A 25,768-nucleotide genomic window follows, 5' to 3' on the forward strand; every position below is an offset into this window, starting at 1 on the left:
TTCGTCAGATACTCAAATGCCCGTATTATTCATAATAATGAATCCCCTGAAACTCCCTTGCCACCACGGCTTCTTCAAAAGCTGAATTGCGTTCTGACAACGGCGTGGGCAGGGTTATCACGTTTTGCACGTTCATGCCCTTAGCGGAAAGCAGCATGATTTCATGGCTCAGGCGCGCGGCTTCGAAGCGGTCGTGCGTGACCAGCATACACGCCATGCCCTGCCGCTCGATTTTTTTCACCAGCATGGCAACCAAAATATCGCGCAAATCGCGGTCCAAACCGACAAACGGCTCGTCCAGCAAGGCAAGGTCGCAACCACACAGCAGCAGGCGCAGAAACGCCACCCGTTTCGCCATGCCGCCGGACAACTCGGTCGGATATTTGTTCAAATCGCCCGCAGTCAGCCCGACTTTCGCCGCCAGCGCGATGATTTCGTCCTCATCGGGTTTATCCATAAAAATGGCGATATTCTGCATCGCGGTCAGGTTTTCCGGCAGGCGGTTTTCCTGAAACAGAAAACCCGTTTTGCGAAAAGTATTGCGTATCGTGCCCGATTTCGGCGTTTCCAAGCCCGCAATCAGCCGCAAAACCGTCGTCTTGCCGCAGCCGCTCGGTCCGAACAAGGCCTTCACTTCGCCGTGTTGCAGGTTCAAACTGAAATCGCGCACGATGGGGTCGCGGAGAATTTCAAAACGCACGTTTTCAAGACAGAGCATCATCTTCTCCACGGCATAAACAAAATTTCCAAAGGCTTGGTAATCAGGTATTCAAACAGCGACACAAACACGATGACCAACACCACATAAGCCATCACCGTTGAAGTCTCCAGCATCGCCCTCGCGTCCGCAATCCGCGCGCCCACGCCTTCGCTCGCGCCCAAGAGTTCCGCCATAATTACCACCTTCACCCCCATCGCCACCGCCACGCCGATGCTGGAAATCACATAGCCCGTCAGATGCGGGATATACAGATAGCGGATTTTTTTCAGACGGCCTAATTTATAAGCGTCAAACAACTCTTCATGCTGCTTGTTCACGCTCGCCATCCCGACCGCCGCACTCGCAAACGTCAGCGGCGCAACCAACACAATGATGGTAAACAGCACGCTCGGATTGCCGAAACCGAACCAAAACAACGCCATCACCACCCAAATAATCGGCGGCATCGCCAACAAAATCGTAATCACAGGCTTGAGCAACGCCATCGCCGTCTTAAAACTGCCCGCCACCAGCCCCGCAGCCAATCCCGCTACCAAAGCAATCGAAATCCCCACCACCGACCGCCACAGCGAAATGCCGATTTCGTTTTCCTGAAAATGTTTCAATAAATCAAACGACTTTTGAAACACCTCGACCGGCGCAGGCAGCATAAACTCGCCGAACACGGCGCTGCCCCACGCCCACAACGCCACCACCACCATCGCCACGCCCAGACCGGCAAAGCCGCTCCAAAGGTAGTCGATGATGTAAAACACCGCGGGCTGCGGTTTGCGGATTTTGTCGGTTTTAATCATGGTTTGAGTGTTGGTTGATGGGGATGGTTTGGGGACGATAGGTCGTCTGAAAAATGGTAATTGGGTTAGACGGAACACAGTAACCCAACGAAACGGTTTGATTTCCCAAATAGTGTTTTTCAGACGACCTTGGTTTGGAGTTTCAGGGGTATAACTACGCCAGCATACTGTTGCTGCTTATTATTTTATAAATTGAATTTAAAATTTTCAGGTGGATCATACAACTTAGAACGTTTAAATTTAAATTCACCCGTCTCAAAAATTTGACCTTTATATGCCTCTTTCAAATATGGATTTATCCTAGGGTCAAACAGGAGATCCTTAAATAATTCTGTTGGTTTAATATCAAATTTAAAGATGTCTTCTTTGCATAACCCATCTTGTCCAAAATAGATTAAGCGTACTTCATTTTCATGTTGGAATGCTTCTCGTTTGTACAATAACGATTCTGCGATACCGCTTCCATCTGTTTTTAATAGTTCTATTTTTTGAAATTTATTTATCAAATCCTTACTTGTCGCATACTGCACCTGACCAAGAAAACCACGAAATTTTGCAAACTTTCCGATTTCCTTATGTAAAGCTGCTAATAATTTTCTAGGTGTTGTAGAAACTCTAATACCATCTTTATTAGGAGAGTAAATGCGCCACATTGCATCTGATTCCCGATGCCAAGTCCAGCATTGACCATATACTGAATTTCTCGCCTCTATGCTGGTTTCTTCTCCTGACATGATGAATGTTGAAGATAATAGGGCATTTTCAAACGGGTCATCCCATAATTTGGGTTTTACCAAAGTCAATTTATTGGTATCTAAAATTTCTAAAAAACGGTGTATAGGAAAAATTCTATAAATTGTTGTATCTAATTTTTTGTGATCTATAAATAGGAAATTCTTTTCCATAAATCATCCCTTTCAATAAAATATTGTATTGAACTTGTAGGTTGGATCATGACCTAACATTTCAGGCAATCCAACGGTTTTGTTGAGTTTAACAACTCAACCTACGGTTATCACCCACCGTCATTCCCGCGCAGGCGGGAATCCAGAGGTTTGACGTTGCTGCAATTTTAAAACATTCCTGCAATATCAAAGACTGGATTCCCGCTTGCGCAGGAATGACGGCTCTTTGTGTACTGTTTGAACTATTATCTGATAGGCCGTCTGAAAAGAGTAGGTCGGATACTTGTATCCGACAGCCCCGTTTAGCCGAAATATCGAATTCAAGAATCCGACCTACGCTGCTGATAATGTCCTTATAGGCCGTCTGAAAATGACAAGTCAGATTTCATGGCTACTCCACTATTTTCAGACGGCCTTTTTCCTCTTCTAAGCCAAGAAGAACCCGTTATCCGGCAGCTTGCCGCCCAAAAGTTTTGGGTTGAATTGCATCAGGATTTCGTAAAACTTCAAAATCTCGTTCTTCACTTCGCTGCCTTTGGTTACCGTTAGCCGCGCGCCGTCCAAGCCCATGACTAGGGCGGGTTCGGGGGCGGGGAGGTAGTTTTTGCCGATTTTCGCGGCGCTTTGGCGGTTGGCGAGTATCCAGTTGAGCGCGTTTTTCAAATCCTGATGGAAGATGTCGAACTGTGCCTTGTGTGCGTGGAAATATTCTTCGTTGGCGATGATGCCTGCCATCGGAATCAGCGGTTTGGTGTCAAACGCCTGCCCCCATGCTTTCACCAAGTCAAATCCACGCACGACGTTTACGCCCATGGTTTTGCCTTTAAGTAGGCTGGCTGTTGCCATCGGTTCGGGCAGGATGGTGGCGTGGTAGTCCTTGCTCAAAAATAGTCCGACTGCTTCGGGCGGCGTGGCGGTGTAAGTGATGCCGACTTTATGCGCGTCGATTTTCAGTTTTTTCAGCAAGGCTTGCAGCACGATGTCGGGCATATCGTTTTTAAACGGCACGAGGATTTTTTTGCCGACCAAATCCTGCGGCGAGGCAATCGCGCTGCCTTTGCACATCAGCTGCGTGATGCCGTTGGTCAAAATATTCACCATGCCGACTTTCTGCCCTTGGTTGCGCAGGTTCACGCCGACATTGCTCGGACTCATCATGACTTTAAATTGTCCGCTTGCTACACCTGCGCGCAGTTGGTCGGGTGAACGCCAAATTTTCAGCGATACATCCGCCTGTTTCGCCAGCTTGCCTTGCAACGCCGCTACGGCAATGGTTACGCTGGGCATTGCTGGTGCGCCGTACACGGTAAATTGTTCTTTACCGGCAGCCAACAATGAAGGCGAAACGCCTGCCGCTGCCAGAGCGGCGGTCATTTTTAAGAAATCGCGTCTTTTCATATCCATTTTTTATCTCCTAATTCTTAATAAGCCAGTGTAGGCATTCTTTCAGACGGCCTGATTTTAAAACGCCGCATGCAAACTCAACCAATATGTCCTGCCCGGTGCATACACTACGCTGGGCGACAGGGCGAGGACGTGGTCGCCGCTGATGTGTTCGGCGTATTTTTTGTTGAACACGTTGTTCACGCCCAAGCGTAAGCCGTATTTGTCTTTGATGTTTACGCCTGCGTAAAGGTCGGCAACGGTAAAGCCTTTGGCGGCTTCGCGTTTGTCTATGCCCAGACCGCTTGCCGCGTCAAAATCGCCGCGCGTTTGTTTGGCGACAAAGCGTGTTGCGGCGCCGATGTTGTAGCTGCCGTGGGCAAAGTAGTTTTTGTAGTCGGCTTGGACGGCGGCTTCAAACGGACGGATTTGATAGAGCGGTCTACCGTCGGTTTCATTGTGTCCGTAGTTGTAGGTGGCTTTAATGCCTGCCGCCCAATGCGGATTGAAGTTGTAACGCGCGTAGGCCTGTGCGGTGAACAGGCGCGCATCGACATTGCGTGTGATGATGCCGTTGCCTTTGGATGAAATACCGCTTTGTCCGCGTGCGCGGTCAAAAATAATCAGGTCTTTGACTTTGTCCGCTACAAGCGTGCCGCCCACGTTCCATCCCGCGCCTGCGAGCGAGTTCATATAGCCGTTGTAGTAGTCGTTGCGGCTGTCGGCGGTGAGCTTGATGCGGTTGTGTTTTTCAGTTTTCAGCAGGGGATTGCCTGCGATGGTGGCAAGCGAGTTGAAGCGTTCGGTGTTGTCGCCGATGCGTTCTAAGTGAGCAAGGGAAACGCTGTATTTTTGCGTTTCAGACGGCGTGAAATCGTATTTGAGTTCGCCCGACAAAGCATGACGGCGCACTTTGCCGTTGAAGTCGTAGCCGTAATGGGTTTTCCAGATTTGTTGTGATGAGGCGAAGGCGAGATTGCGGTTCATCGGATGGGCGGGCTGCGCCGTATTTTTGCGTACGTCCGCTTCGTTGATTTCGTAGCTTAAGCCCAAGTCCAGTTTGTGTTGGTCGTTGAACTTGTAAGACAGGGTATCGGTAATGCGCCAGCGGTCGAGGTGTACATCGGCGAAACGGTAGCCGTTGAGGAAATCGCGCATGGGAGTGTGGGCGTTGCGCTCGCCGTTTTGGCTGTCGTTGCGGTAGCTGACGGCGGCGTTGTTGTGGAATTTGCCGAAATCCGCGTCGTGTTTGAGCGAGAAGTCGTACACTTTGCGGTCAAGTTCTACGAACACTTTCTGCTGCGTATTGTTTGGACGCAGGGAGTAATTGTCGGCATGGCGTTTGAGTTTGATGATGCCTGCTTCCGCGCTGACCGTATTGCTCAAATCTGCATTGCCCCAACGCGCGTTGAGTTTGGCGATGTGGCGTTCGGTGTCCAATGCGTCGTTGACGAACTGCGGTTGGCGGTCGTTGTTGATGTCGTCGTGCAGATAAGTGAGGCGGTATTCTTGATTTTCAGACGGCACGAAACCGAGTACCAAAGCCTGATTGAAGCGGCTGTATTTCCAATCGGTCTGATTGCCGTCGCCGTCTTTATAGCCGTTTGCCTTGGTATGGTTGATATTGGCAATGCCGTAAACATTCGCCCCACGCGCTTTCGCGGTAACGGAATTGTAAAAACTTTTGCCGTAAAAACCGCTGTTTGCCTTCAGCGGACGGAAGGCTTGGTCTATGTTTTCGGTAACAAAGTAATGATCGCTGCGGTCGGAGCGGTCGAATTGGTTTTCGGGGAAATAGCCTTGCGCTGCGGTCGGTGCAATCGGTTTGGGAGGGGAGAAGGTTTTGACGGATTGTATTTCTTCAGTATTTGCCAGTTGTTCTGCCCAAGATGGAGCAACGGACAAAACGGTCATCAAAGCCCATGTGAGAGTATTTAGTTTCATTTCTTATCTCATGATAATAATTATTATTTATTATCCTATTAAAAAAAATTTAAGTAAATAAGAAAATGATATAAAAACGCCTAGAGCATGATACATCGGTTGAAACTTGATTTTTGGAGCGTAGCAGCAGATTGATTTGGAACTGTTGCCATACTGTCGTTTTTGCCGCGGCTGATAAAAAAGGCTGTATTTTAATAATCCGTTGATTGCAACTATTTGTCAGGGAAAAGAAAATTATTTTTTCGGTTGGGTAGAAACCTATCCTATTAAATACCTTGAAGCCGAGTATGCCTGTCGGTACTATATTAAAACACAGCCTAAAAAAGCGCGAACCAAACGGTTCGCGCTTTTTTCAGACGGCATCAATTATTTTTTGTCGTCTTTAACTTCGGTAAAGTCTGCATCGACCACGTCATCGTCTTTTTGGGATGATGCGTCCGCTTGTGCGTCCTCGCCGGTTTGGGCTTCGGCTTGCGCTTGTGCGTAAACCATTTCGCCCAGTTTTTGGCTGGCTGCACCCAAAGCTTCGGCTTTGGCATCGATGGCGGCTTTGTCGTCGCCTTTCACGGCTTCTTCGGCTTCTTTCAGCGCGGCTTCGATTTTTTCTTTCTCGGCTGCGTCGAGTTTGTCGCCGTAGTCGGTCAAAGATTTTTTCACGGAGTGAATCAGGGCTTCGGCTTGGTTGCGGGAAGCGACCAATTCAGTCAGTTTTTTATCTTCCTCGGCATTGGCTTCGGCATCTTTCACCATGCGTTCGATTTCTTCTTCGCTCAAACCTGAAGAACCTTGGATGGTGATGTTGGCGGCTTTGCCTGTGCCTTTGTCTTTGGCGGAAACGTGCAGGATCCCATTGGCGTCAATGTCGAAGGTTACTTCGATTTGCGGCATGCCGCGCGGTGCGGGTGCGATGTCGCCCAAGTTGAACTGACCCAAAGATTTGTTGGCGGAGGCGCGTTCGCGTTCGCCTTGCAGCACATGGATGGTTACTGCGCTTTGGTTGTCTTCGGCGGTAGAGAACACTTGCGACGCTTTGGTCGGGATGGTGGTGTTCTTCTGAATCAGCTTGGTCATCACGCCGCCCATGGTTTCGATACCCAAAGACAGGGGCGTTACGTCCAGCAGCAATACATCGCTGCGGCCGCCGCTCAATACTTCGCCTTGAATCGCCGCGCCTACGGCAACGGCTTCGTCAGGGTTCACGTCTTTGCGCGGTTCTTTGCCGAAGAAGTCTCTAACGGCTTCTTGTACTTTCGGCATACGGGACTGACCGCCGACCAAAATCACGTCGTCGATGTCGCCGGTGCTCAAGCCGGCATCTTTCAATGCGATTTTGCAAGGTTCGATAGAGCGGGCAATCAGGTCTTCAACCAGGCTCTCGAATTTGGCGCGGGTAATTTTCATCGCCAAGTGTTTCGGACCGGTTGCGTCCATGGTGATGTATGGCAGGTTGATTTCGGTTTGCTGACCGCTGGACAATTCGATTTTGGCTTTTTCGGCAGCTTCTTTCAGGCGTTGCAAAGCCATCACGTCTTGTTTCAAATCAATGCCTTGTTCTTTTTTGAACTCGGCGATGATGTGGTCAATCAAGCGTTGGTCGAAGTCTTCGCCGCCCAAGAAGGTGTCGCCGTTGGTTGCCAAAACTTCAAATTGTTTGTCGCCGTCGAGGTTGGCGATTTCGATGATGGAAATATCGAAGGTGCCGCCACCCAAGTCATACACGGCGATTTTACGGTCTTTGCTGTCGCCTTTGTCCATACCGAATGCCAAAGCGGCTGCGGTCGGTTCGTTGATGATGCGTTTTACATCCAAACCAGCGATGCGACCTGCGTCTTTAGTCGCTTGACGTTGGCTGTCGTTGAAGTAGGCCGGAACGGTAATCACGGCTTCGGTTACTTTTTCGCCCAAGTAAGCTTCGGCGGCTTCTTTCATTTTACGCAGGACTTCTGCGGAAATTTGGGGAGGAGACAGCTCTTTGCCTTGTGCTTTCACCCACGCATCGCCGTTGTTGGCTTTGATGATTTCAAAAGGCATAGATTCGATGTCGCGTTGGACTTCTTTGTCTTCAAATTTGTGACCAATCAAACGTTTGGCGGCGTAAATAGTGTTTTTAGCGTTGGTTACCGCTTGGCGTTTTGCCGGTGCGCCGACGAGGATTTCACCGCCGTCCAAATAAGCGATAACGGACGGCGTAGTGCGTGCGCCTTCTGCGTTTTCGATAACTTTGGTTTGACCGTTTTCAGAAATGGATACACAAGAGTTGGTTGTACCTAAGTCGATACCGATTACTTTTGCCATGTGGATACTCCTATTTGATTTTGCTTATTTTGCGAAATATGTTGGAACATTTTGTCCCGATGGGCTGTAAATAGGGCAGGCGGCGGGCTGTTTCAAGCCACAGTACGGGTATAAGTATGTAACTTTATGAATATATTGGTTTTATATTTGATTTAATACATTTGGCTCCAATGCATTCCAGCATAATATTTCAAATGGCAGGCAGGTTTATTCATAGACGATGCCGGCGAGCATTTCCTGTTCGTTCAAGTTGCCGTACTCTTTTTCCCAGTCGTGTGAAGACTCGATGATGTCGCATTCTTTGGAAAGGGAGACTTGTTCTGCATCCATATCTTTGGCGTTCAGCATATTGAATTGTTCGCACAGGGATGCGGATAAAGTGATGTCGGGCTGTTTGGCTTCAGAACGGTTTTCTTGGAAGGCAAAGCAGAATGCGGTAAATGCCGTAGTATAGATAAGATATTTGCCGGTTTTCTTCATTTTTTTATCCTTTTTCTGTCAATTCAGGATCAAACCTATGGAAAATCTGAAAAATTATGCGTTAAGTAAGGAAAATCATAACTTAAATTTAGTTTATCATAGTTATTCCGTTTTTTGGATAGCTAAGGTAAAATATATTTTATGTTTACTTTAAATGATTGAATGAAGGGGAACGGAAGGATATTTATGGAAACCTTTAAAGACAGACTGGTTTTTTTATGGAAAAGCGAAGCGAAGCAGGCAAAAATCGCATCCGATATTGAAATGACGATTGCGGGCTTCAGCAGGATATGGAATGAAGGCGGTCTGCCGAAGTCTGAAACATTAAAAAAAATCAAGCAGTTGAAGGGGTGTAGTATCGATTGGCTGCTGACGGGGGAGGGTAATCCGTTTCCGGATGAAGCCCCAAAAAAATCCCTTGCTTACGATACCTTGGGCAATGAAGTTGATACTGACGAGTTTGTCTTCGTGCCGAGATATGATATTCGGGCGGCTGCGGGATACGGGCAGTTTGTCGATCATGAGGAACCGGTATTTACAATGGCGTTCAGACGGCATTGGATTGAGAATTATGTTACCCGTGATGTGAAAAACCTGTCTGTAATTTCCGTCAAGGGGGATTCGATGGAGGGGGTTTTGAATGACGGGGATTCAATTTTGGTCAACCATAGCGAGAATACGCCGAAGGACGGACTGTATGTGTTGCGGATTAATGAAAACTTGTTGGTCAAACGCCTGCAAATCGTCCCCGGCGGGATTATCAATGTCATTTCCGCCAACGAGGCTTACCCTGCTTTTGAAATCAATTTGAACGACTTGACCGATGATGTGGAGATTATCGGGCGTGTCGAGTGGTTCGGCAGGGCAGTTTGAGTTTGGGGCTTGAAATTGCAGGCGGCCAAACTTATCTATTGGGACAATTCCTTTTTCAAAGGCGAAGCCCTGCTTGCCTTTGAAGGGGGTTTGAGAGAGAATGCAGAAAATACTATATTAAGGAATAACACCATGTCGGATGAAAGTCCCATTATTTTTACTGACAGCTGCTGTGCCAAAGTTGCCGATTTGATTGCCGAAGAAAACAACCCTGATTTGAAATTGCGGGTTTTTGTCAACGGCGGCGGCTGCTCGGGTTTCCAGTACGGATTTACTTTTGACGAAATCAAAAACGACGACGATTTTGAAATTGAGAAAAACGGTTTGGTCTTTTTGGTCGATCCGATGAGCTATCAATATCTGGTCGGTGCGGAAATTGACTATACGGAAAGTTTGCAGGGTTCGCAATTCGTCATCCGTAATCCCAATGCGGAAACGACCTGCGGTTGCGGATCGTCGTTTTCCGTATGACCGCTTGGTTCGTGTGATGCCGTCTGAACGTTCAGACGGCATTTTTACTTTTGGAAAATATATTATCGGGATGAATTCACATATAATCCGATTGTTTGAAGATGAATCGGGTTTCCCGAAAGGAACGGGCGGAACGGTATCAGGCGTATTTGTTCCCTTATGATTGAGATGAGTAAAGATTACCGAAACGATTTGTACGATGTATATGTTTCCTACCCGCCCCAAGTGGATCGCGGGCTTATCCGGGAGTGCCTTAAGGAGAATCTCGGCGAAGAAAAGGCGGAAGGATTGATTGAATCGCTCGATTCCAAACCGCAAGTGCTGGTTGAGGAAAAATGCACTTGGGCGAAACGGGAAGAGTTGCACGATTATTTCAGCTATTTGGGTTTGGATATTATTACCCGGAGATATATGGAGTTGGAAACGGTTGTGCCTCCAGAGGAAGGGGAGGGCGAAGGAGAAGGCGCGGATGGGGAAATGCCCGAATATCTTGAACTTCACGGCGGGCGGGAAGATGATATTTCCGCACCTTCGCAACCCGAACCGCCGCCCCGCAATATCAAACCGCTGGTTTTCGGGCTGCTGATTGCCTTTTTGGGCTATCTGCTTGGTAAGATTTTTTGATTGTCCGATAAATGCTGTATTCGGGATTTTATATATGAAATGGTTGAAACGCCTGACGGTCATTGTCGGGACTTTTTACCGCTATCGGCTGGCAGGCCTGTGCGCTTCGCTGATGGGTAGCGGTTGGATATGCGCTCTGCTGAAAATGATGCCGCAGTCGTCCAAATTGAAAAACGAACCGCCCGCCGTCCGCCTGCGCCTTGCCTTGGAAAGCCTGGGGCCGATTTTCATCAAGTTCGGGCAGGTATTGTCCACACGCCCCGATTTGATTCCGCACGATTACGCCGTCGAACTGGCAAAGCTGCAAGACAAAGTACCGCCTTTTGACGCGCGGCTTTCGCGTGAACAAATCGAAAAATCGCTGGGGCAGCCCATCGAAAAGCTGTATGCGGAATTTGAAACCGAACCCGTCGCCAGTGCGTCCATCGCTCAAGTACACAAAGCCCGCCTGCATTCGGGCGAACGAGTGGCGGTCAAAGTTTTGCGCCCCAACCTCTTGCCCCTTATCGAACAGGACTTGTCGCTGATGCGTTTCGGCGCGGCTTGGGTCGAACGCTTGTTTTCAGACGGCAAGCGTCTGAAGCCGCACGAAGTGGTGGCGGAGTTCGACAAATATCTGCACGACGAGTTGGATTTGATGTGCGAAGCCGCCAATGCCGGACAGCTCGGACGCAATTTCCAAAACAGCAATATGCTGATTGTGCCCAAGGTGTTTTACGACTACTGCACAAGCGACGTGCTGACCATCGAATGGATGGACGGCACGCCGGTTTCCGACATCGCCAAACTCAAAGCAGACGGCATCGATTTGCACAAACTCGCCGATTACGGCGTGGAAATCTTTTTCACGCAAGTCTTCCGCGACGGCTTTTTCCACGCGGATATGCACCCCGGCAATATTTTGGTCGCCGCCGACAACCGCTACATCGCCCTTGATTTCGGCATCGTCGGCACGCTGACCGATTACGACAAACGCTATCTCGCCATCAACTTCCTCGCCTTTTTCAACCGCGATTACCGGCGCGTCGCCACCGCCCACATCGAATCGGGCTGGGTACCTGCCGACACGCGTGCGGAAGAATTGGAAGCCGCCGTCCGCGCCGTTTGCGAACCGGTGTTCAACAAACCGATTTCGCAGATTTCCTTCGGCTTGGTACTGATGCGCCTGTTTGAAGTCAGCCGCCGCTTCAACGTCGAAATCCAACCGCAGCTGGTATTGCTGCAAAAAACGCTGCTCAACATCGAAGGCTTGGGCCGCCAACTCGATCCCGATTTGGACTTGTGGAAGACCGCCAAACCGTTTTTGGTGCGCTGGATGAACGAACAGGTCGGCCCCAAAGCCCTTTGGCGCAACCTCAAAAACGAAGCCCCCGACTGGGCGCAAATCATCCCTTCATTGCCGCGCAAAATCAATGCCTTGGTCGATGAGGCGCGCCGGCAGGAAATGCGCGATGCCTATATCCATTTGGTCAAAGTGCAGCAGCGGCAAAGCCTGTGGCTGGCGGCGATAGCGGTTGTTTTGCTGCTGATTTTGCTTTTGAAATAGGCTTTGTCCGAATCATCGCCCGACTCCGCCCGTTTATAAGGAAATCGGTTATTTCCGGTTGTGTGGGAATCGGGTGTATCGAATAAAAGGCATTTTGTCCGACTGGCAAGTGCCGGCATCGGCGGCTTGAAGCGGGCAATGCCGTCTGAAGCCCGTTTGGCGTTTCAGACGGCATTGGTGCGGATATTCAAATCATAAAGTCGATTTCGGCAAACTGGATATTTTGATCCATATCCGCCGACGGGGTTTTGAGCGATCGCGCCACGGGTTTGGCGGGTACGCCGACAACCGTGATGGACGGCGGCACGTCTGAAACCACGACGCTGCCCGCGCCGATTTTGGCATTGCTGCCGATGCGGATATTGCCCAATATTGAGGCGTTTGCGCCGATCATCACGCCGTCGCCGATTTTGGGGTGGCGGTCGCCGCCTTCTTTGCCCGAACCGCCTAAGGTTACGCCGTGTAGAATCGAAATGTTGTTGCCCAACACGGCAGTCTCGCCGGCAACAAAGCCTGTGGCGTGGTCGAGCATCAGTCCGTATCCGAAACGGGCGGCAGGATGGATGTCCACGCCGAATACTTCGGACATACGGTTTTGCAGGAAATACGCCAGCGTTTTGCGCCCGTCGAGATACAGCCGGTGGTTGATTCGGTGTGCCTGAATCGCGTGGAAGCCTTTGAAATATAAAAGCGGCAGCGAATATTCGTCGCAGGCGGGATCGCGTTCGTAGATGGCTTTTAAGTCTGCTTCGACACATTTGCCGATTTGGGTGTCGCTGCCCAACGCCTGCTGGTAGATTTCAAACAGCGCACGCACGTCCATAATCGGGCTGCCGAGTTTGCTGGAAAGGTGGTAGGCAAGGACGGAGCCGAGGGACTCGTGGCGCAACACGGTTTGGTGCAAAAAACTTGCCAGCATCGGTTCGGCGGCGGCGGCGGCCGCGGTTTCTTCGCGGATGGTGTGCCAGAGGTCGAAACCGTTTGTGTTCAAATGGTTTTTTTTCATAATGGATGCCGTCTGAAAAGCATAAGGTCGGCGGTATCTTACCGTTTATATGGTTTTTGCGGTAGGGTATTCGGAGATAAGTTTGAGATTTTCTGTTTCGTCTTGAAGTTTCTTTCCGGCGTCCTTATATTCAGCGCAATCAGATTTTGATTTCCAATTTGTTTTAAGGGATACGATATGAGCGAACAGACGCAGCAGCAAAATAGTGAAGAGGCGGTTGAAAATGTGGAAACAGTTGAAACCGTAGAGGCTGCCGAAACAGCAGAAAATGGTGCAGGGGAGCAGGAACCAGTCTCTGCCGAGCCGACTTATGAGGATTTACAGGCGCGGATTGCCGAGCTGGAAGCGCAGTTGAAAGACGAGCAGCTGCGTGCTTTGGCAAACGAGCAAAACCTGCGCCGCCGCCATCAGCAGGAAATTGCCGATACGCACAAGTTCGCCGGACAGAAGTTTGCCGTGGAAATGCTGCCGGTCAAGGATTATCTGGAAATGGCGCTTTTGGATCAGAGCGGCAATTTCGATGCGCTGAAAATGGGCGTGCAGATGACTTTGAACGAGTTGCAGAAAGCATTTGATGCCACGCAAATCAAGGAAATCAACCCTAAAGCGGGCGACAAGCTCAATCCGAATATCCATCAGGCGATGCAGGCGGTGGCCAGTGAGCAGGAACCCAATACCGTGGTCGGCGTGATGAAGAAGGGTTATACGCTGTCCGACCGCGTGTTGCGCCCGGCTATGGTTACGGTGGCACAGAAGGAAGCCTGAAGGCGTCTGGGGAATAATCTGATTTATTTCCTGAAGCGCGTTTTGCGTATGAACCGATTGAAGTAAAACGGCAATGCCGTCTGAACCCGCCTGTCGGGCTTCAGACGGCATTTTATAGTGGATTAACAAAAATCAGGACAAGGCGACGAAGCCGCAGACAGTACAAATAGTACGACAAGGCGAGGCAACGCTGTACTGGTTTAAATTTAATCCACTATATTTCGGCGTTAACGGTCAACCCGTATGCCGCCTGCCTGTTTTTCTTTATCCAGTTTCTTTTGCAGGGTGTCGCAAGGCGTGTCGCAGTCGCACATTTTTTTCATACCCAAGGCGGTAATGCCGCCGCAACTGCCTTTGATGGTGCGTTTGGAGAAAATATAGCCGACCGCCATACCGATGATGACGGTCAGGAAGATGCCGAAGGTGAGGAGCAGGGTTTTCATAGTGTTTCCCAATCGGTGTGTGTTTAACGGAGCAGTTTTTCAAATTCGGAAGACATGGCGGTGCGGTAGCCGCCTTTATCCCTGACAATCAGGAAAATGGCGAGTTTTTCGCGCTCTGCCAGCTTCAGGGCTTCGGTTTCTCCTAAAACAAATAATCCTGTGGACAAGCCGTCCGCCGTCATTGCACTGTCTGCGACCACGCTGATGGAGGCGAGGTTGTGGCTGATGGGGCGTTTGTTGTTCGGGTTGATGATGTGGGAGAGGCGTTTGCCGCTTTTATCGACGTGGAAAATACGGTAATCGCCGGAAGTGGCAAGCGAACGGTTGTTCAGCGGGACGATAATCTGCGTATTGCCGCCTTGGACGATATTGGGCTGTTCGATGCCGATGCGCCACGGTTCGCCGCGCGCGTTTTTGCCTTTGCCGTGCAACTCGCCGCCGATTTCGACCAGATAATTTTGAATGCCGTATTTTTCCAGTTCGCCCGCAACTTTATCAACGCCGAAGCCTTTGGCAATCGAAGATAAATCCAAATAGGCCTTGGGGTGGGTTTTGCTCAAGGAGGCGTAATCTTTGCCTTGTTTCAAAATGATTTTGTCTATGCCCGTATAAGATGCCGCCTGTTTGATTTGTTCCGGCGACGGTTCACGGGTAACGGATTTGTCGGGGCCGAATCCCCAAAGGTTGACCAAGGGGCCGACAGTTACGTCCAGCGCGCCGTGTGTCAGGCGGTTCAGGCGGACGGCCTCGGCGGTAACGTGTGCGAAGTCGCTTGAAATGCGGAGGGGCTTGCCGGCTGTGTGTTGGTTGAACCGGCTGATTTCGGAGTCGGGCTGATAGGTGGACATCTGCCGGTTGACTTCTTTAAGCGCGTCATCGATGCGCTTTTGTATTTCGGCAGGTGAGGGGAGTTTGTCCCGATTATTTGAAAGGTATTTGACGGTATAGGTCGTGCCCATCGTTTCGCCTTGCAGGGTAACGGTTTGCGCGGTTTGTTCCGAACAGGCGTTCAGGAAGATGAAACCCAGGGCAAATATCAAGGCGCGGATAAGGTTCGGCAGGCGTGTTTCAGACGGCATAGTGTTTGACGGTTTTGGCAAATGGCTTGAATTATATCGCAAAATGGCCGATATGTTTCTATGCCGATGCCGTCTGAAGGGTGTTCGGGCGGCATCGCCCGTCGTTTGGGTGGCGGTAATATAGTGGATTAAATTTAAATCAGGACAAGGCGACGAAGCCGCAGACAGTACAAATAGTACGGCAAGGCGAGGCAACGCCGTACTGGTTTAAATTTAATCCACTATAAAAAACAAACCGGTGTTTTACCAACCGGTTTGTCAGGGTTTAATGGTCAGCGCGTCCTGCGTTGCCATTTGTTGTAGTAGTATTCGTAATCTTCATCACGACCGCCCGATTCAATCCAATCATCGTATTCGGGGCTGTTTTCAAAGCTGTCAGACATTATCCGTACCTCGCAAAATGAGTTTATCGATACTTTTTTAGTTATGGAATCAACCATAACTAAAAAGAAGTATACTTCTTTGCTTTTCCGCCAAAATATTTAACCGCACATCCGCCGCAGGGTAAAAATGGAAGTTCAACGATATTGATACGGGTATGGGCGGATGCCGTCTGAAGGGTGTTCGGACGGTATCGGATAAAAAAAAGGAAGAAACCGAGGTTTCTTCCTTTTGTGTTTGAAGCCGAATATTTAACCGCCGAAATCGTCCAAGAGGATGTTTTCGTCTTCCACGCCCAAGTCTTTGAGCATTTTAATGACGGACTGGTTCATAATCGGGGGGCCGCACATATAAAATTCGCAGTCTTCCGGTGCTTCGTGGTTTTTCAGGTGGTTTTCGTAAACCACGTTGTGGATGAAGCCTGTGTAGCCGTCCCAGTTGTCTTCCGGCAGCGGATCGGACAGGGCGACGTGCCACGTGAAGTTCGGGAATTCTGCCGCGAGTTGGTCAAAGTCTTCGACATAGAACATCTCGCGTTTGGAACGTGCGCCGTACCAGAAGGTAATCTTACGTTTGGAGTTCAAACGTTTCAACTGGTCGAAAATGTGGGAACGCATCGGAGCCATACCCGCACCGCCGCCGATAAATACCATTTCGGCATCGGTGTCTTTGGCGAAAAATTCGCCGAACGGGCCGGAAATCGTAACTTTGTCGCCGGGTTTGAGCGACCAGATGTAAGACGACATTTGTCCCGGAGGCGCATCGGGTACGCGCGGAGGCGGCGTGGCGATACGCACGTTCAGCATAATGATGCCTTTTTCTTCAGGGTATGAAGCCATAGAGTAGGCGCGCAAAATCGGTTCGTCCACTTTGGAAACGTATTGCCACAGATTGTATTTGTCCCAGTCTTCGTGATATTCCTCAGGAATGTCGAAGTCTTTGTAGGCAACAGTGTGCGGCGGGGCTTCGATTTGGATGTAGCCGCCGGCGCGGAAAGGCACTTCTTCGCCTTCCGGAATGGCAAGCTTGAGTTCTTTAATGAACGTGGCTTTGTTGTCATTGGAGATGACGGTACATTCCCATTTTTTCACGCCGAACACTTCTTCGGGGACTTCAATCTCCATATCGGTTTTGACGTTGACTTGGCACGACAGCCGGCAGCCTTCGCGCGCTTCGCGTTTGTTGATGTGGGACAGCTCGGTCGGCAGGATGTCGCCGCCGCCGCTTTTTACGACGACGCGGCACTGACCGCACGAACCGCCCCCGCCGCAGGCGGAGGGGATAAAGATGCCTTCGTTGGCAAGCGCGCCCAAGAGTTTGCCGCCGGCGGGCATCGTCAGCTCTTTTTCGCCGTTGACTTTGATGGTGATGTCGCCTTCGCTCACCAACTTGGATTTGGCAAACAGAATCATCAGTGCCAAAACCAAAACGATGACGGTAAACATCACAATACCTAAAATAATCTCCATACCGGTCCCTTTCTTATAACTGGATGCCGGAGAACGACATAAACGCCATCGCCATCAGGCCTGCGGCGATAAAGGTAATGCCCAAGCCTTTGAGGCCTTTGGGAGCGTCCGAATATTTCATTTTTTCGGTAATGCCCGCCAAAGCGACAATCGCCAACATCCAGCCCAGGCCTGCGCCGAAGCCGTACACGACGGACTCGCCGAAGTTGTATTCGCGTTGCGCCATAAACGATACGGCACCGAAAATCGCGCAGTTTACGGTAATCAGCGGCAGGTAGATACCCAATGCGTTGTAGAGGGCTGGGACGAATTTGTCCAAGAACATTTCCAAAATCTGTACCAAAGCGGCAATCACGCCGATGAAGGTGATGAATTTCAAAAAGGTCAAATCCACGCCTTCGACAATCGCGCCGTCTTTGAGCAGCGAGTAAACGAGTTGGTTGGCAGGGACGGACAGCCCGAGTACGAAAATTACCGCCACACCCAAACCGAATGCGGTGGATACTTTTTTGGATACCGCCAAAAACGTGCACATACCCAAAAAGAAGGATAGCGCCATATTTTCAATGAAGACGGATTTGATGAAGAGGCTCAAATAGTGTTCCATAGCTTATTCCTCCGCCTGTTCGGGTTTCCAAGTACGCAGTCCCCAAATCAAAAAGCCGATGATGAAGAACGCGCTGGGGGCGAGCAGGAAGAGGCCGTTGGTCTGATACCAGCCGCCGTCCTGCACGGTTTGGAAAACGGTGTAGCCCAAGAGCTTGCCCGAGCCGATCAGTTCGCGGACGGTGGCGACGACAAGCAGCATCATCCCGTAGCCCGCGCCGTTGCCGATGCCGTCGATCAGGCTTTCCAGCGGCGGCTCTTTCATCGCAAATGCTTCGGCGCGGCCCATCACGATACAGTTGGTAATAATCAGACCGACGAATACGGAAAGCTGTTTGGACAATTCGTAGGCAAATGCCTGCAAGAGTTGGTCGACCAGCGTAACCAGTGACGCGATAATCGCCATTTGCACGATAATACGGATGCTGTTGGGGATGTAGTTGCGTACCAGCGAAATGAAGAAGCTGGAAAAACCGGTTACCAAAGCTACGGAAATACCCATCACGATGGCCGTCTGAAGTTTGGTGGTAACCGCCAAAGCCGAACAAATACCCAAAACCTGCAAGGCAATCGGGTTGTTGTCGATAAAGGGTGAAAACATCAAATGTTTCAAGCGTTTCATATCAGCCATTATTGCGCTCCTGCTGATTTCAATTTGTTCAGGTAGGGGATATAGCCGTTTTCGCCGAACCAGTAGGCGAACGAACCTTGCACGCCTTTGGATGTCAGCGATGCGCCGGAGAGGGCATCTACGCCGTGTTCTTTGTCCGAACCCGCGCCTTTGCCGACGTGCAGGGCGAGTTTGCCTTGTCCGTCAAACAGTTTTTTGCCGACGAATTTTTGCTGCCACAAAGGATTGCCGATTTCGCCGCCCAAGCCCGGGGTTTCGCCTTGCTCGTAGTAGGTAATGCCGTTGATGGTGTTGCCGTCGGGTTGGATGGCGACAAAGCCGTACATGACCGACCACAAACCGTTGCCGTGCATCGGCAGGATGATTTGGCCGATTTTGCCGTCTTCGCCTTTTACCAAATAAACCTCGGTGTATTTGGCACGGCTTTTGATGCCTGCCAAATCGTCTTCAGGTTTGATTTGGATGCTTTGCGCGGGGTCTTTGCCGGCAATGCGCGCGCTGAAGTCTTTCGGCGCGTCTTTCACATATTCGCCGGTCGCCAAGTCCACGACACGTTGCTCGATACGCTCGGCAAAGGTTTTGCTAATGTCGGTGTTTTTATCCATCAAACCGGCTACGCTCAAGATATAGCCTTGTTTGTCTTGGAGTTTTTGTTTCTCTTGGATGGGTTTCAAGCCGACGACCGCACCGGCAACGATGACCGAGCAAATCAGGCTGACCGCCAACACGACAATCAGCGTGCCGCTGAAGCTGTCTTTATCGAATTTCTTAGCCATTGCTGCGCGCCTTTCTGCGTTTGATGTTCGCTTGTGCGACGAAATAGTCGAAAATCGGGGCAAACAGGTTGGCAAACAGAATCGCCAACATCATGCCTTCGGGGTAAGCAGGGTTGACCACGCGGATCAACACGCACATCACGCCGATCAGCGCGCCGTACCACCATTTGCCGACATTGGTAAAGGAAGCGGAAACAGGGTCGGTCGCCATAAACAGCATACCGATGGCGAAGCCGCCGACGACCAAATGCCAGTACCAAGGCATAGCAAACATAGCGTTGGTGTCCGAACCGATGAAGTTGAACAGCGAAGACATTGCAATCATACCGATCATCACGCCGGCAATAATGCGCCAAGAAGCGATGCGGGCAAACACGATAAACGCGCCGCCGATTAAGAGTGCCAAAGTGGAGACTTCGCCAATGGAGCCGGGCAGTTTGCCGATAAACGCGTCCATCCAAGTGATGGTTTGACCGGTTACGGCGTTTTTCAGGCCGTCTGCACCGTGTGCCGCCCATTGCGCTAAAGCAGTGGCACCGGAATAGCCGTCAACCGCCGTCCAAACCGCATCGCCGCTCAGGTTGGCGGGGTAGGCGAAGAACAGGAAGGCACGCCCTGCCAGCGCAGGGTTCATGAAGTTTTTACCCGTACCGCCGAATACTTCTTTTGCAACCACCACGCCGAAGGTAATGCCCAATGCAGCCTGCCACAGCGGCAGCGTGGGCGGAACAATTAAGGCAAACAGAATCGAAGTAACAAAGAAACCTTCGTTGATTTCGTGTTTGCGCACGGTGGCGAACAAGACTTCCCAGAAGCCGCCCACAACAAATACAGTCGCGTAAATCGGCAGGAAGAAAATCGCGCCGAAGAGCATTTTGCCCAACACGCCCGCTTCAGACGACATATTGATGCCCAAAGCGTCGGCAAGGGCGTAATGCCAGTCGTTGGCGATGCTTTGTTGCAGCAAATCGGGCGTTAAGGCACCGAATGCCTGTACGCCGACGTTGTACATACCGTAAAACATAGCGGGGAACAAAGCCAGCCACACCAAAATCATCATGCGCTTGGAGTCGAGCGCGTCGCGGACGTGTGCCGCTTTGCGCGTTACCGCGCCGGATGTATAGAAAATCGTCGCCGCAGCTTCGTAGAGGGCATACCATTTTTCATGTTTGCCGCCCGGCAGGAAGTGCGGTTCGATTTTTTCAAGAAAATGTTTCAAGCCCATAATCAGCCTTCCTTCTCAATGGTTTCCAGCACCTTGCGCAACAGCGGGCCGTATTCGTATTTACCCGGGCAGACGAAGCTGCACAAAGCGAGGTCTTCTTCGTCCAATTCCAAGCAACCCAAAGCCTGCGCGCTGTCGGTGTCGCCGACGATTAAATCGCGCAGAAGCAGGGTAGGCAGGATGTCCAGCGGCATCACGCGCTCGTAAGTACCGATCGGCACCATGGCGCGGTCGCCGCCGTTGACGGCTGTCGTGAACTTGAAGAGTTTGTTTTTCAGGAAATGGCCGAGGGTCGTGCGCGTAATCGAGTATTTGTCCGGCTGCGGCGCAACCCAGCCGAACAGCTCTTTGCTGCGGCCTTCTTCGATAACGGAAATCTGATTGTGGTAGCGGCCGAGGTAATCGTGCGCGCCTTGCGCAATCGCGCCGTTCAATACCGAACCGGAAATGACGCGGTTGTCTGCATCAACCAATTCGCCCGCAGTAATTTGCGATACTTTCGCACCCAAAACGGTACGCAAGAGGCGCGGTTTGTTGACTTGAGAACCACCCAAAGCAATCACGCGCTCGGTGTTCAGACGGCCTGTTGCAAACAAACGGCCAATGGCAATTACATCTTGATAATTGATGGTCCAAACGGTTTTGTTCGCACCGACCGGCTCGATGAAATGAATGTGTGTGCCGCTCAAACCCGCGGGATGCGGGCCGCCGAATTCGTGCGTTTCAATGTTGGCGGCGTTTTCAGACGGCACGTCCGCACCGGCTGCTTTACACACATGGATTTTACGTTCGGTCAGGCGGCTTAATACCAACAGACCGCGTTTGAAGTCTTCGGCGGCTTCTTTGATAACGACCACGGGATCGGCAGCCAGCGGGTTAGTGTCCATCGCATTGACGAAGATGGCGAACGGCTCGGCATCGACGGCAGGGATTTTGCTGAACGGACGGGTACGCAGCGCAGTCCACAAACCGGATTGAATCAGGTTGCGGCGCACTTCTTCGCCGCTTAAGTTTGCCAACGCTTCGGGCGCGTAGCGTTCAAACTCGATTTCGTCGTTGCCTTCAACGGCAATCACGACCGACTGAAGTACGCGCTTTTCGCCACGGTGAATCGCGGCGATTTTGCCTGAAACCGGAGCAGTAAATACTACGCCCGGATTCTTTTTGTCTTCAAACAGCACTTGGCCTTTTTTGACGGCATCGCCTTCCTTGACTTTCATCGAGGGGCGCATACCGGCATATTCTTCGCCAAGCAACGCGACTTCGGTAATGGCCGGACCGTCATAAATGACTTGCTCCGGTCTGCCTGCGATGGGCAGGTCTAGACCTTTTTTGATTTTAATCATAGATTTGCATTACTTGTGATGGTTAAGGTAAAAACGGCGTGTTTTTGATACGGTGTCGCGGGGCATCAAAAGCATTGAATAAATTAATGTAGCAAAGTGTTAGATTTTATCAGGAATTGTACCTGTTTGTCAGATTTGCCGCTTTTTTCCTTGCGGAAGCCGTTTTTAATTGTCGGAAGGGGGAATATCGATTTGATTATGCTGAAATTTAAAATGCCGTCTGAAGGTTCAGACGGCATAGCGTTTACAGCAGTTTGAAAACGAAAAAGACAAGGGTGTGGATGATGAAGACGGGTATCAGGAAAGCAACCGACCACATCATATAGCCGAAGAAAGTCGGCATCGGTACGCCGCGCTGTTCGGCAATGGCTTTGACCATAAAGTTCGGCGCGTTGCCGATGTAGGTCAGTGCGCCCATAAATACCGAACCCATAGAAACGGCCAGCAGGGTATGGAACAGGGGTCCCGTCATCAAGGCTTGGGCATCGCCGCCCGCCATATTGAAAAACACGAGATAAGTGGGCGCGTTATCCAAGAATGCCGACAATATGCCGCTCATCCAAAAATACATCGTATTGATCGGATGGCCTGCCGTATCGTGAACCAGCGATACCACCCCGCCCAGCGCGCCTGCCTCGCCTGCTTTCAGAATGCTCAGGACGGGGAAGATGGTGATGAAGATGCCGAGGAAGAGTTTGCCCACTTCGGCGATGGGTTCAAAGTTGAATTCGTTGCCTGCGCGGACTTGTTTGGGCGTGATTGCCATAGATACGGCGGTCAATGCAATCAGGATGACATCGCGGACGAGGTTTTGCAGGGCGTAACGGCTGCCGAGGATTTCAAATCCCGGGTGTTCGGGTTTCCAAAGACCGGACATTAGAACCGCGCCGACCACGCCTGTCAGCAGGAGGAAGTTCCATTTGCCGAAGATGGCGATTTTTTCGGGTTTTTCCTGTTGTGCCGGTGTATCTTGTGCAATGTTTTCCTGTTTGAAGAAACGGTTGTCGATGAAATAGAAGGCGGTCAACAGGACGGCGGTGCTGATCAGGACAGGGGTAAGCATATGTTTGACCGTCCACATGAAATCTACGCCTTTGAGGAAGCCGAGGAAGAGTGGGGGGTCGCCCAAAGGGGTCAGGCCGCCGCCGATGTTTGCAACCAAGAAAATGAAGAAGATGACGATGTGCACGCGTTGGGCACGGGTTTGATTGGCTTTCAGCAGCGGACGGATCATCAGCATTGCCGCGCCGGTCGTGCCCATAATTGAAGCCAGTGCCGTGCCGACGGCAAGCAGGGCGGTGTTGAGCTTGGGTGTGCCGTTCAAGTCGCCCCAAACCAAAATGCCGCCTGAAATGGTGTACAGGGCAAGCAGCAGCAGGATAAAGGGGATATATTCTTCGATTAATGCGTGTGCGACGGTATGTATGCCGGCGGACGCGCCAAAAACCAAACTGAACGGGATGAGGAAGAGCAATGTCCAAAAGGCGGTGATTTTGCCGTAATGGTGATGCCATGTATGCGAAAAAAACAAGGGGCCCAATGCGATAGACAGCAAAATCAGGGCAAAGGGCAGACCCCACAGCAGGTTTAGGTTTGCGCCGTCCAAATTTGCGGCGTAAACCGATGCCGGGAAAAGCATTAGTGAAAACAGGGGTAGGTGGCGCATCGTGTTTCCTCGATTCAAGCACTGCCTTGCGCGGAGCGCGGGAGTGATACAGGCTTCGTGCCGCCCGGACATAGGCGGACTGTGCTGCCTGTTTGTTTTTGAAAAAAGTTTTCCGATTGATTGTAAAGTAAATAATTAGGATAAACCAGTTTCCCAAACCGGAAGGCGGCGGGAAGGGGGATTGGCCGTGCTTGGGAATATATGTTCTTTTTGATAAATAATTTTATTTAAAACAAAGAAATATATATCTTTAATAAATAATCTATCAAAAACGAAAAATGAATTTATTTTAACATATATTTGCAATGAAGCAGGTTTGCCCCGTCCGTTTGTTTGCCCTTATCCCTTTCAGACGGCATTCAAGATTCGGGCCTGCGCCACATCCATATGGCGACAAGGGAACAGAAAACCGATGAAATTGCGCCTACCCACCAGCGTTGGGGGAACTGCCAAAACATCATCAGGCAGGATGCGGTCATCATGCTGATGGCGAAAATCTTGGCTTTGCGCGGTACTGCGCCGTTTTGTTCCCAGTTATGAACCATCGGGCCGAAATAACGGTGCCGGTGCAGCCAGCGGTGAAAACGCGGGGATGCCTTTGCCCAGCAGGCGGCGGAGAGCAGTACGAACGGCGTGGTCGGCAACAGCGGCAAAAAAATGCCGATTATCCCCAGCAGCAGGGAAATGCAGCCGCAGGCAATCAACAGGTAGCGTATCATTTTTCACCCTGCTGTTTATTGCGGGTAAACGGACATTGCGAAATCCCCAGTTTTTCCCAACCTTCATGCCCCATTTTTTCCAGCAGGGCGATATTGCGTTCGAATATTGCTGAAGCGTCGGGAAAGGCTTGCGCAGCTTTGGCAATGCTGTCTTCTCGGATGAGGTGCAGCGTCGGATAGGGAGAACGGTTGGTGTAGTTGCCGATGTCGTCGGGTTCGGTATTCTGAAAGCGGAATTGGGGATGGAACGGTGCGATTTGGACGATGCCTTCCAAGCCGTTTTCGACAACGGCGGCATCGGCAATGTCGAGCATATCGTTGAATACGTCGAAATCGGGGAATAGGGTCGGGTGAACCAGCAGGGTGGTTTCCAGTTCGGTGGCGGGCGTATTGCCCAGTCGCTGCAGTTCTTCGTCCAAGTCTTCCAAAAAACCGTCAAGGTGTTTGGCTTCGCTGATTGCGATGCGGACAAGGTTTTTAACGTGGGGGGCTTTGGCAAAGGGACACAGGTTCAGACCGATGACGGCTTTTTCCAACCATTGTCCGGTGTGTTCGGCAACAGCATCTTTATTTTCGGAAGTATTGATATTCATTATTGTCATGTAAATGTGTTTGCAGATTGCATGTGCGGGAAAGGAAGGACATTATTCCTTCAGCAGGTGGTTGAGCGGCAGGGATGTGGTGTGTTTGATTTCTTTTAAAACAAAGCTCGATTGCGCATCCTGTACGCCGTGGTGGGACAGGAGCGTATCCAAAACAAAATGGGAAAACGCGTTCATATCGGTAAAAAATGCCTGAAGCAGGTAGTCGGTTTCCCCTGTCAGGGCGAAGCAGCTCAAGACTTCCGGCCATTTTCGAACCGATGCGGCAAAATCTTCCCGCGCATCTTTTGCTTTGCTGATGGAAACGCGGATAAATGCCTGAAGCCCCAGATTAACGGATTCCGGAGACAGCAGCGCGGCATATTGGCGGACGATGCCGGCATCTTCCAACTGCTTCAGACGGCGCAGGCACGGAGAAGGCGAAAGTGCGACACGTTCGGACAGTTCGACATTGGTGAGCCTGCCGTTTTCCTGGAGAACCTGTAAGATTTTAATATCGGTTTTGTCTAAAGTGAGTTGGGGCATATTTGCGTTCCGTTTTAAGGAATCCGGATTGTCTGTCCGTATGTTTGCGGCAATCCGCACAGATGGAGGCCATATTAACATATAAAAAGTTATACCGTCATCCGGGACAAATTTTGTTTTCGGAAAATCATGTGGAAACAGAGGCGGTCGGTTTGCATCTTTTTAAGACGGCTTGCCCAAACCGCCGATTCAAGACATAATCGCGCCATGTGCAGGAGAGAGCTACACCCGATTACGCGTAGCCGCCGAAGGCGCAGATGCCCTTAAATCGCTCAGGCAACAGGGACTGCACATTGAAATAAAACATCTGGAGAGCGGCGTTTCCCAAAGATACGCCCACCGAAGGGGAGAAGGCCGTCTGAACCACCATTCAGACAACCGCGCAAAGCAGTGAGCAGACTGGTTTGCCATCAAGCGGATACGGCCGAAAATCTCAGGTCCAAGGACAGATAGGGTCTTCCGCGCATCTTGTGCGGACGACATCTGAACAATA

At 50.7% G+C, this 25,768-nt stretch carries 27 protein-coding genes and 1 riboswitch; of the genes, 7 read left to right on the forward strand and 20 right to left on the reverse strand.

The window, feature by feature from the left end:
• Positions 1–25: 25 nt before the first annotated feature.
• From DBY86_RS00475 to DBY86_RS00510, 7 genes are all read right to left on the reverse strand, one after another.
• The gene (locus DBY86_RS00475; protein ID WP_199901021.1) at positions 26–718 is read right to left on the reverse strand and encodes an ATP-binding cassette domain-containing protein; all 693 of its coding nucleotides are present in this window, start codon (positions 716–718) and stop codon (positions 26–28) included.
• Complete coding sequence (locus tag DBY86_RS00480; protein ID WP_107818500.1) at positions 718–1,515, reverse strand: ABC transporter permease; 798 nt, start codon at positions 1,513–1,515, stop codon at positions 718–720. Before DBY86_RS00480 ends, DBY86_RS00475 begins: the two co-directional genes overlap by 1 nt.
• A gap of 185 nt (positions 1,516–1,700) precedes the next feature.
• Positions 1,701–2,420: a DUF2971 domain-containing protein gene (locus DBY86_RS00485; protein WP_107818501.1), complete on the reverse strand. Its 720-nt coding sequence runs from the start codon at positions 2,418–2,420 to the stop codon at positions 1,701–1,703.
• Positions 2,421–2,846: 426 nt separating this feature from the next.
• Positions 2,847–3,824 (reverse strand): ABC transporter substrate-binding protein, encoded by a 978-nt coding sequence (locus tag DBY86_RS00495; RefSeq protein ID WP_107818502.1) that lies wholly within the window; start codon positions 3,822–3,824, stop codon positions 2,847–2,849.
• A 57-nt stretch (positions 3,825–3,881) separates the two neighbouring features.
• Positions 3,882–5,747 (reverse strand): porin family protein, encoded by a 1,866-nt coding sequence (locus tag DBY86_RS00500; RefSeq protein ID WP_107818503.1) that lies wholly within the window; start codon positions 5,745–5,747, stop codon positions 3,882–3,884.
• A gap of 366 nt (positions 5,748–6,113) precedes the next feature.
• Positions 6,114–8,042 (reverse strand): molecular chaperone DnaK, encoded by a 1,929-nt coding sequence (gene dnaK / locus DBY86_RS00505; protein WP_107818504.1) that lies wholly within the window; start codon positions 8,040–8,042, stop codon positions 6,114–6,116.
• Positions 8,043–8,249: 207 nt separating this feature from the next.
• Positions 8,250–8,522, reverse strand: a complete 273-nt coding sequence (locus DBY86_RS00510; RefSeq protein WP_107818505.1) for a hypothetical protein — start codon at positions 8,520–8,522, stop codon at positions 8,250–8,252.
• 186 nt (positions 8,523–8,708) lie between these two features.
• On the opposite strand from DBY86_RS00510, the gene DBY86_RS00515 reads away from it, so the two are divergent.
• From DBY86_RS00515 to DBY86_RS13225, 6 genes are all read left to right on the forward strand, one after another.
• The gene (locus DBY86_RS00515; RefSeq protein WP_107818506.1) at positions 8,709–9,395 is read left to right on the forward strand and encodes a S24 family peptidase; all 687 of its coding nucleotides are present in this window, start codon (positions 8,709–8,711) and stop codon (positions 9,393–9,395) included.
• Positions 9,396–9,527: 132 nt separating this feature from the next.
• Positions 9,528–9,866 (forward strand): iron-sulfur cluster insertion protein ErpA, encoded by a 339-nt coding sequence (gene erpA, locus DBY86_RS00520; RefSeq protein ID WP_002219692.1) that lies wholly within the window; start codon positions 9,528–9,530, stop codon positions 9,864–9,866.
• A 16-nt stretch (positions 9,867–9,882) separates the two neighbouring features.
• Positions 9,883–10,029, forward strand: coding sequence for a hypothetical protein (locus DBY86_RS13220; protein WP_003709540.1), 147 nt, complete (start codon positions 9,883–9,885; stop codon positions 10,027–10,029).
• Positions 10,026–10,490 (forward strand): peptidase, encoded by a 465-nt coding sequence (locus tag DBY86_RS00525; RefSeq protein ID WP_107818507.1) that lies wholly within the window; start codon positions 10,026–10,028, stop codon positions 10,488–10,490. Before DBY86_RS13220 ends, DBY86_RS00525 begins: the two co-directional genes overlap by 4 nt.
• A 34-nt stretch (positions 10,491–10,524) precedes the next feature.
• On the forward strand, positions 10,525–12,036 hold the full coding sequence (ubiB, locus tag DBY86_RS00530; protein ID WP_107818508.1) for a ubiquinone biosynthesis regulatory protein kinase UbiB: 1,512 nt from the start codon (positions 10,525–10,527) through the stop codon (positions 12,034–12,036).
• A gap of 60 nt (positions 12,037–12,096) precedes the next feature.
• A complete protein-coding gene (locus tag DBY86_RS13225; RefSeq protein WP_199901027.1) occupies positions 12,097–12,234 on the forward strand; it encodes a hypothetical protein in 138 nt (45 codons plus the stop codon).
• Here DBY86_RS13225 and cysE read toward each other — a convergent pair.
• The gene (gene cysE, locus DBY86_RS00535) at positions 12,224–13,042 is read right to left on the reverse strand and encodes a serine O-acetyltransferase (RefSeq protein ID WP_003712488.1); all 819 of its coding nucleotides are present in this window, start codon (positions 13,040–13,042) and stop codon (positions 12,224–12,226) included. The two genes, DBY86_RS13225 and cysE, sit on opposite strands and share 11 nt — an antisense overlap.
• A gap of 177 nt (positions 13,043–13,219) precedes the next feature.
• Between cysE and grpE the strand changes: the two genes are divergently transcribed.
• Positions 13,220–13,807, forward strand: a complete 588-nt coding sequence (grpE, locus tag DBY86_RS00545; protein WP_107818510.1) for a nucleotide exchange factor GrpE — start codon at positions 13,220–13,222, stop codon at positions 13,805–13,807.
• 227 nt (positions 13,808–14,034) lie between these two features.
• Here grpE and nqrM read toward each other — a convergent pair whose 3' ends face one another.
• The 12 genes from nqrM to DBY86_RS00610 all read right to left on the reverse strand — a co-directional run bounded on the left by nqrM (position 14,035) and on the right by DBY86_RS00610 (position 25,275).
• Positions 14,035–14,250 carry a (Na+)-NQR maturation NqrM gene (nqrM, locus tag DBY86_RS00550; protein ID WP_025457876.1) on the reverse strand — a complete coding sequence of 72 codons (216 nt, stop codon included), beginning with the start codon at positions 14,248–14,250 and terminating at the stop codon, positions 14,035–14,037.
• A gap of 23 nt (positions 14,251–14,273) precedes the next feature.
• Entirely contained in the window at positions 14,274–15,329 is a 1,056-nt protein-coding gene (locus DBY86_RS00555; RefSeq protein WP_107818511.1) for an FAD:protein FMN transferase, read from the reverse strand.
• A gap of 632 nt (positions 15,330–15,961) precedes the next feature.
• Positions 15,962–17,179, reverse strand: a complete 1,218-nt coding sequence (gene nqrF / locus DBY86_RS00560) for an NADH:ubiquinone reductase (Na(+)-transporting) subunit F (protein WP_107818512.1) — start codon at positions 17,177–17,179, stop codon at positions 15,962–15,964.
• Between the two features lie 13 nt (positions 17,180–17,192).
• Entirely contained in the window at positions 17,193–17,786 is a 594-nt protein-coding gene (gene nqrE / locus DBY86_RS00565; RefSeq protein ID WP_002223986.1) for an NADH:ubiquinone reductase (Na(+)-transporting) subunit E, read from the reverse strand.
• Positions 17,787–17,789: 3 nt separating this feature from the next.
• Positions 17,790–18,416 (reverse strand): NADH:ubiquinone reductase (Na(+)-transporting) subunit D, encoded by a 627-nt coding sequence (locus DBY86_RS00570; protein WP_002214361.1) that lies wholly within the window; start codon positions 18,414–18,416, stop codon positions 17,790–17,792.
• On the reverse strand, positions 18,416–19,192 hold the full coding sequence (locus DBY86_RS00575) for a Na(+)-translocating NADH-quinone reductase subunit C (RefSeq protein ID WP_107818513.1): 777 nt from the start codon (positions 19,190–19,192) through the stop codon (positions 18,416–18,418). Before DBY86_RS00575 ends, DBY86_RS00570 begins: the two co-directional genes overlap by 1 nt.
• The gene (locus DBY86_RS00580; RefSeq protein ID WP_107818514.1) at positions 19,185–20,417 is read right to left on the reverse strand and encodes an NADH:ubiquinone reductase (Na(+)-transporting) subunit B; all 1,233 of its coding nucleotides are present in this window, start codon (positions 20,415–20,417) and stop codon (positions 19,185–19,187) included. The genes DBY86_RS00575 and DBY86_RS00580 overlap by 8 nt, the downstream gene beginning before the upstream one ends.
• Before the next feature lie 2 nt (positions 20,418–20,419).
• A complete protein-coding gene (locus DBY86_RS00585) occupies positions 20,420–21,763 on the reverse strand; it encodes a Na(+)-translocating NADH-quinone reductase subunit A (RefSeq protein WP_107818515.1) in 1,344 nt (447 codons plus the stop codon).
• 244 nt (positions 21,764–22,007) lie between these two features.
• Positions 22,008–23,429: a sodium:proton antiporter gene (locus DBY86_RS00590; RefSeq protein ID WP_107818516.1), complete on the reverse strand. Its 1,422-nt coding sequence runs from the start codon at positions 23,427–23,429 to the stop codon at positions 22,008–22,010.
• Between the two features lie 359 nt (positions 23,430–23,788).
• Positions 23,789–24,148 (reverse strand): YbaN family protein, encoded by a 360-nt coding sequence (locus DBY86_RS00600; protein WP_107818517.1) that lies wholly within the window; start codon positions 24,146–24,148, stop codon positions 23,789–23,791.
• The gene (locus DBY86_RS00605) at positions 24,145–24,750 is read right to left on the reverse strand and encodes a DUF1415 domain-containing protein (protein ID WP_107818518.1); all 606 of its coding nucleotides are present in this window, start codon (positions 24,748–24,750) and stop codon (positions 24,145–24,147) included. The genes DBY86_RS00600 and DBY86_RS00605 overlap by 4 nt, the downstream gene beginning before the upstream one ends.
• 42 nt (positions 24,751–24,792) lie before the next feature.
• On the reverse strand, positions 24,793–25,275 hold the full coding sequence (locus DBY86_RS00610) for an Lrp/AsnC family transcriptional regulator (protein ID WP_107818519.1): 483 nt from the start codon (positions 25,273–25,275) through the stop codon (positions 24,793–24,795).
• Between the two features lie 202 nt (positions 25,276–25,477).
• Positions 25,478–25,574, forward strand: a riboswitch (glycine riboswitch).
• The last annotated feature ends 194 nt before the right edge of the window (positions 25,575–25,768 follow it).

Origin of the sequence: Neisseria bergeri, from assembly GCA_003044455.1 — a bacterium.
Taxonomy (GTDB): domain Bacteria; phylum Pseudomonadota; class Gammaproteobacteria; order Burkholderiales; family Neisseriaceae; genus Neisseria; species Neisseria bergeri.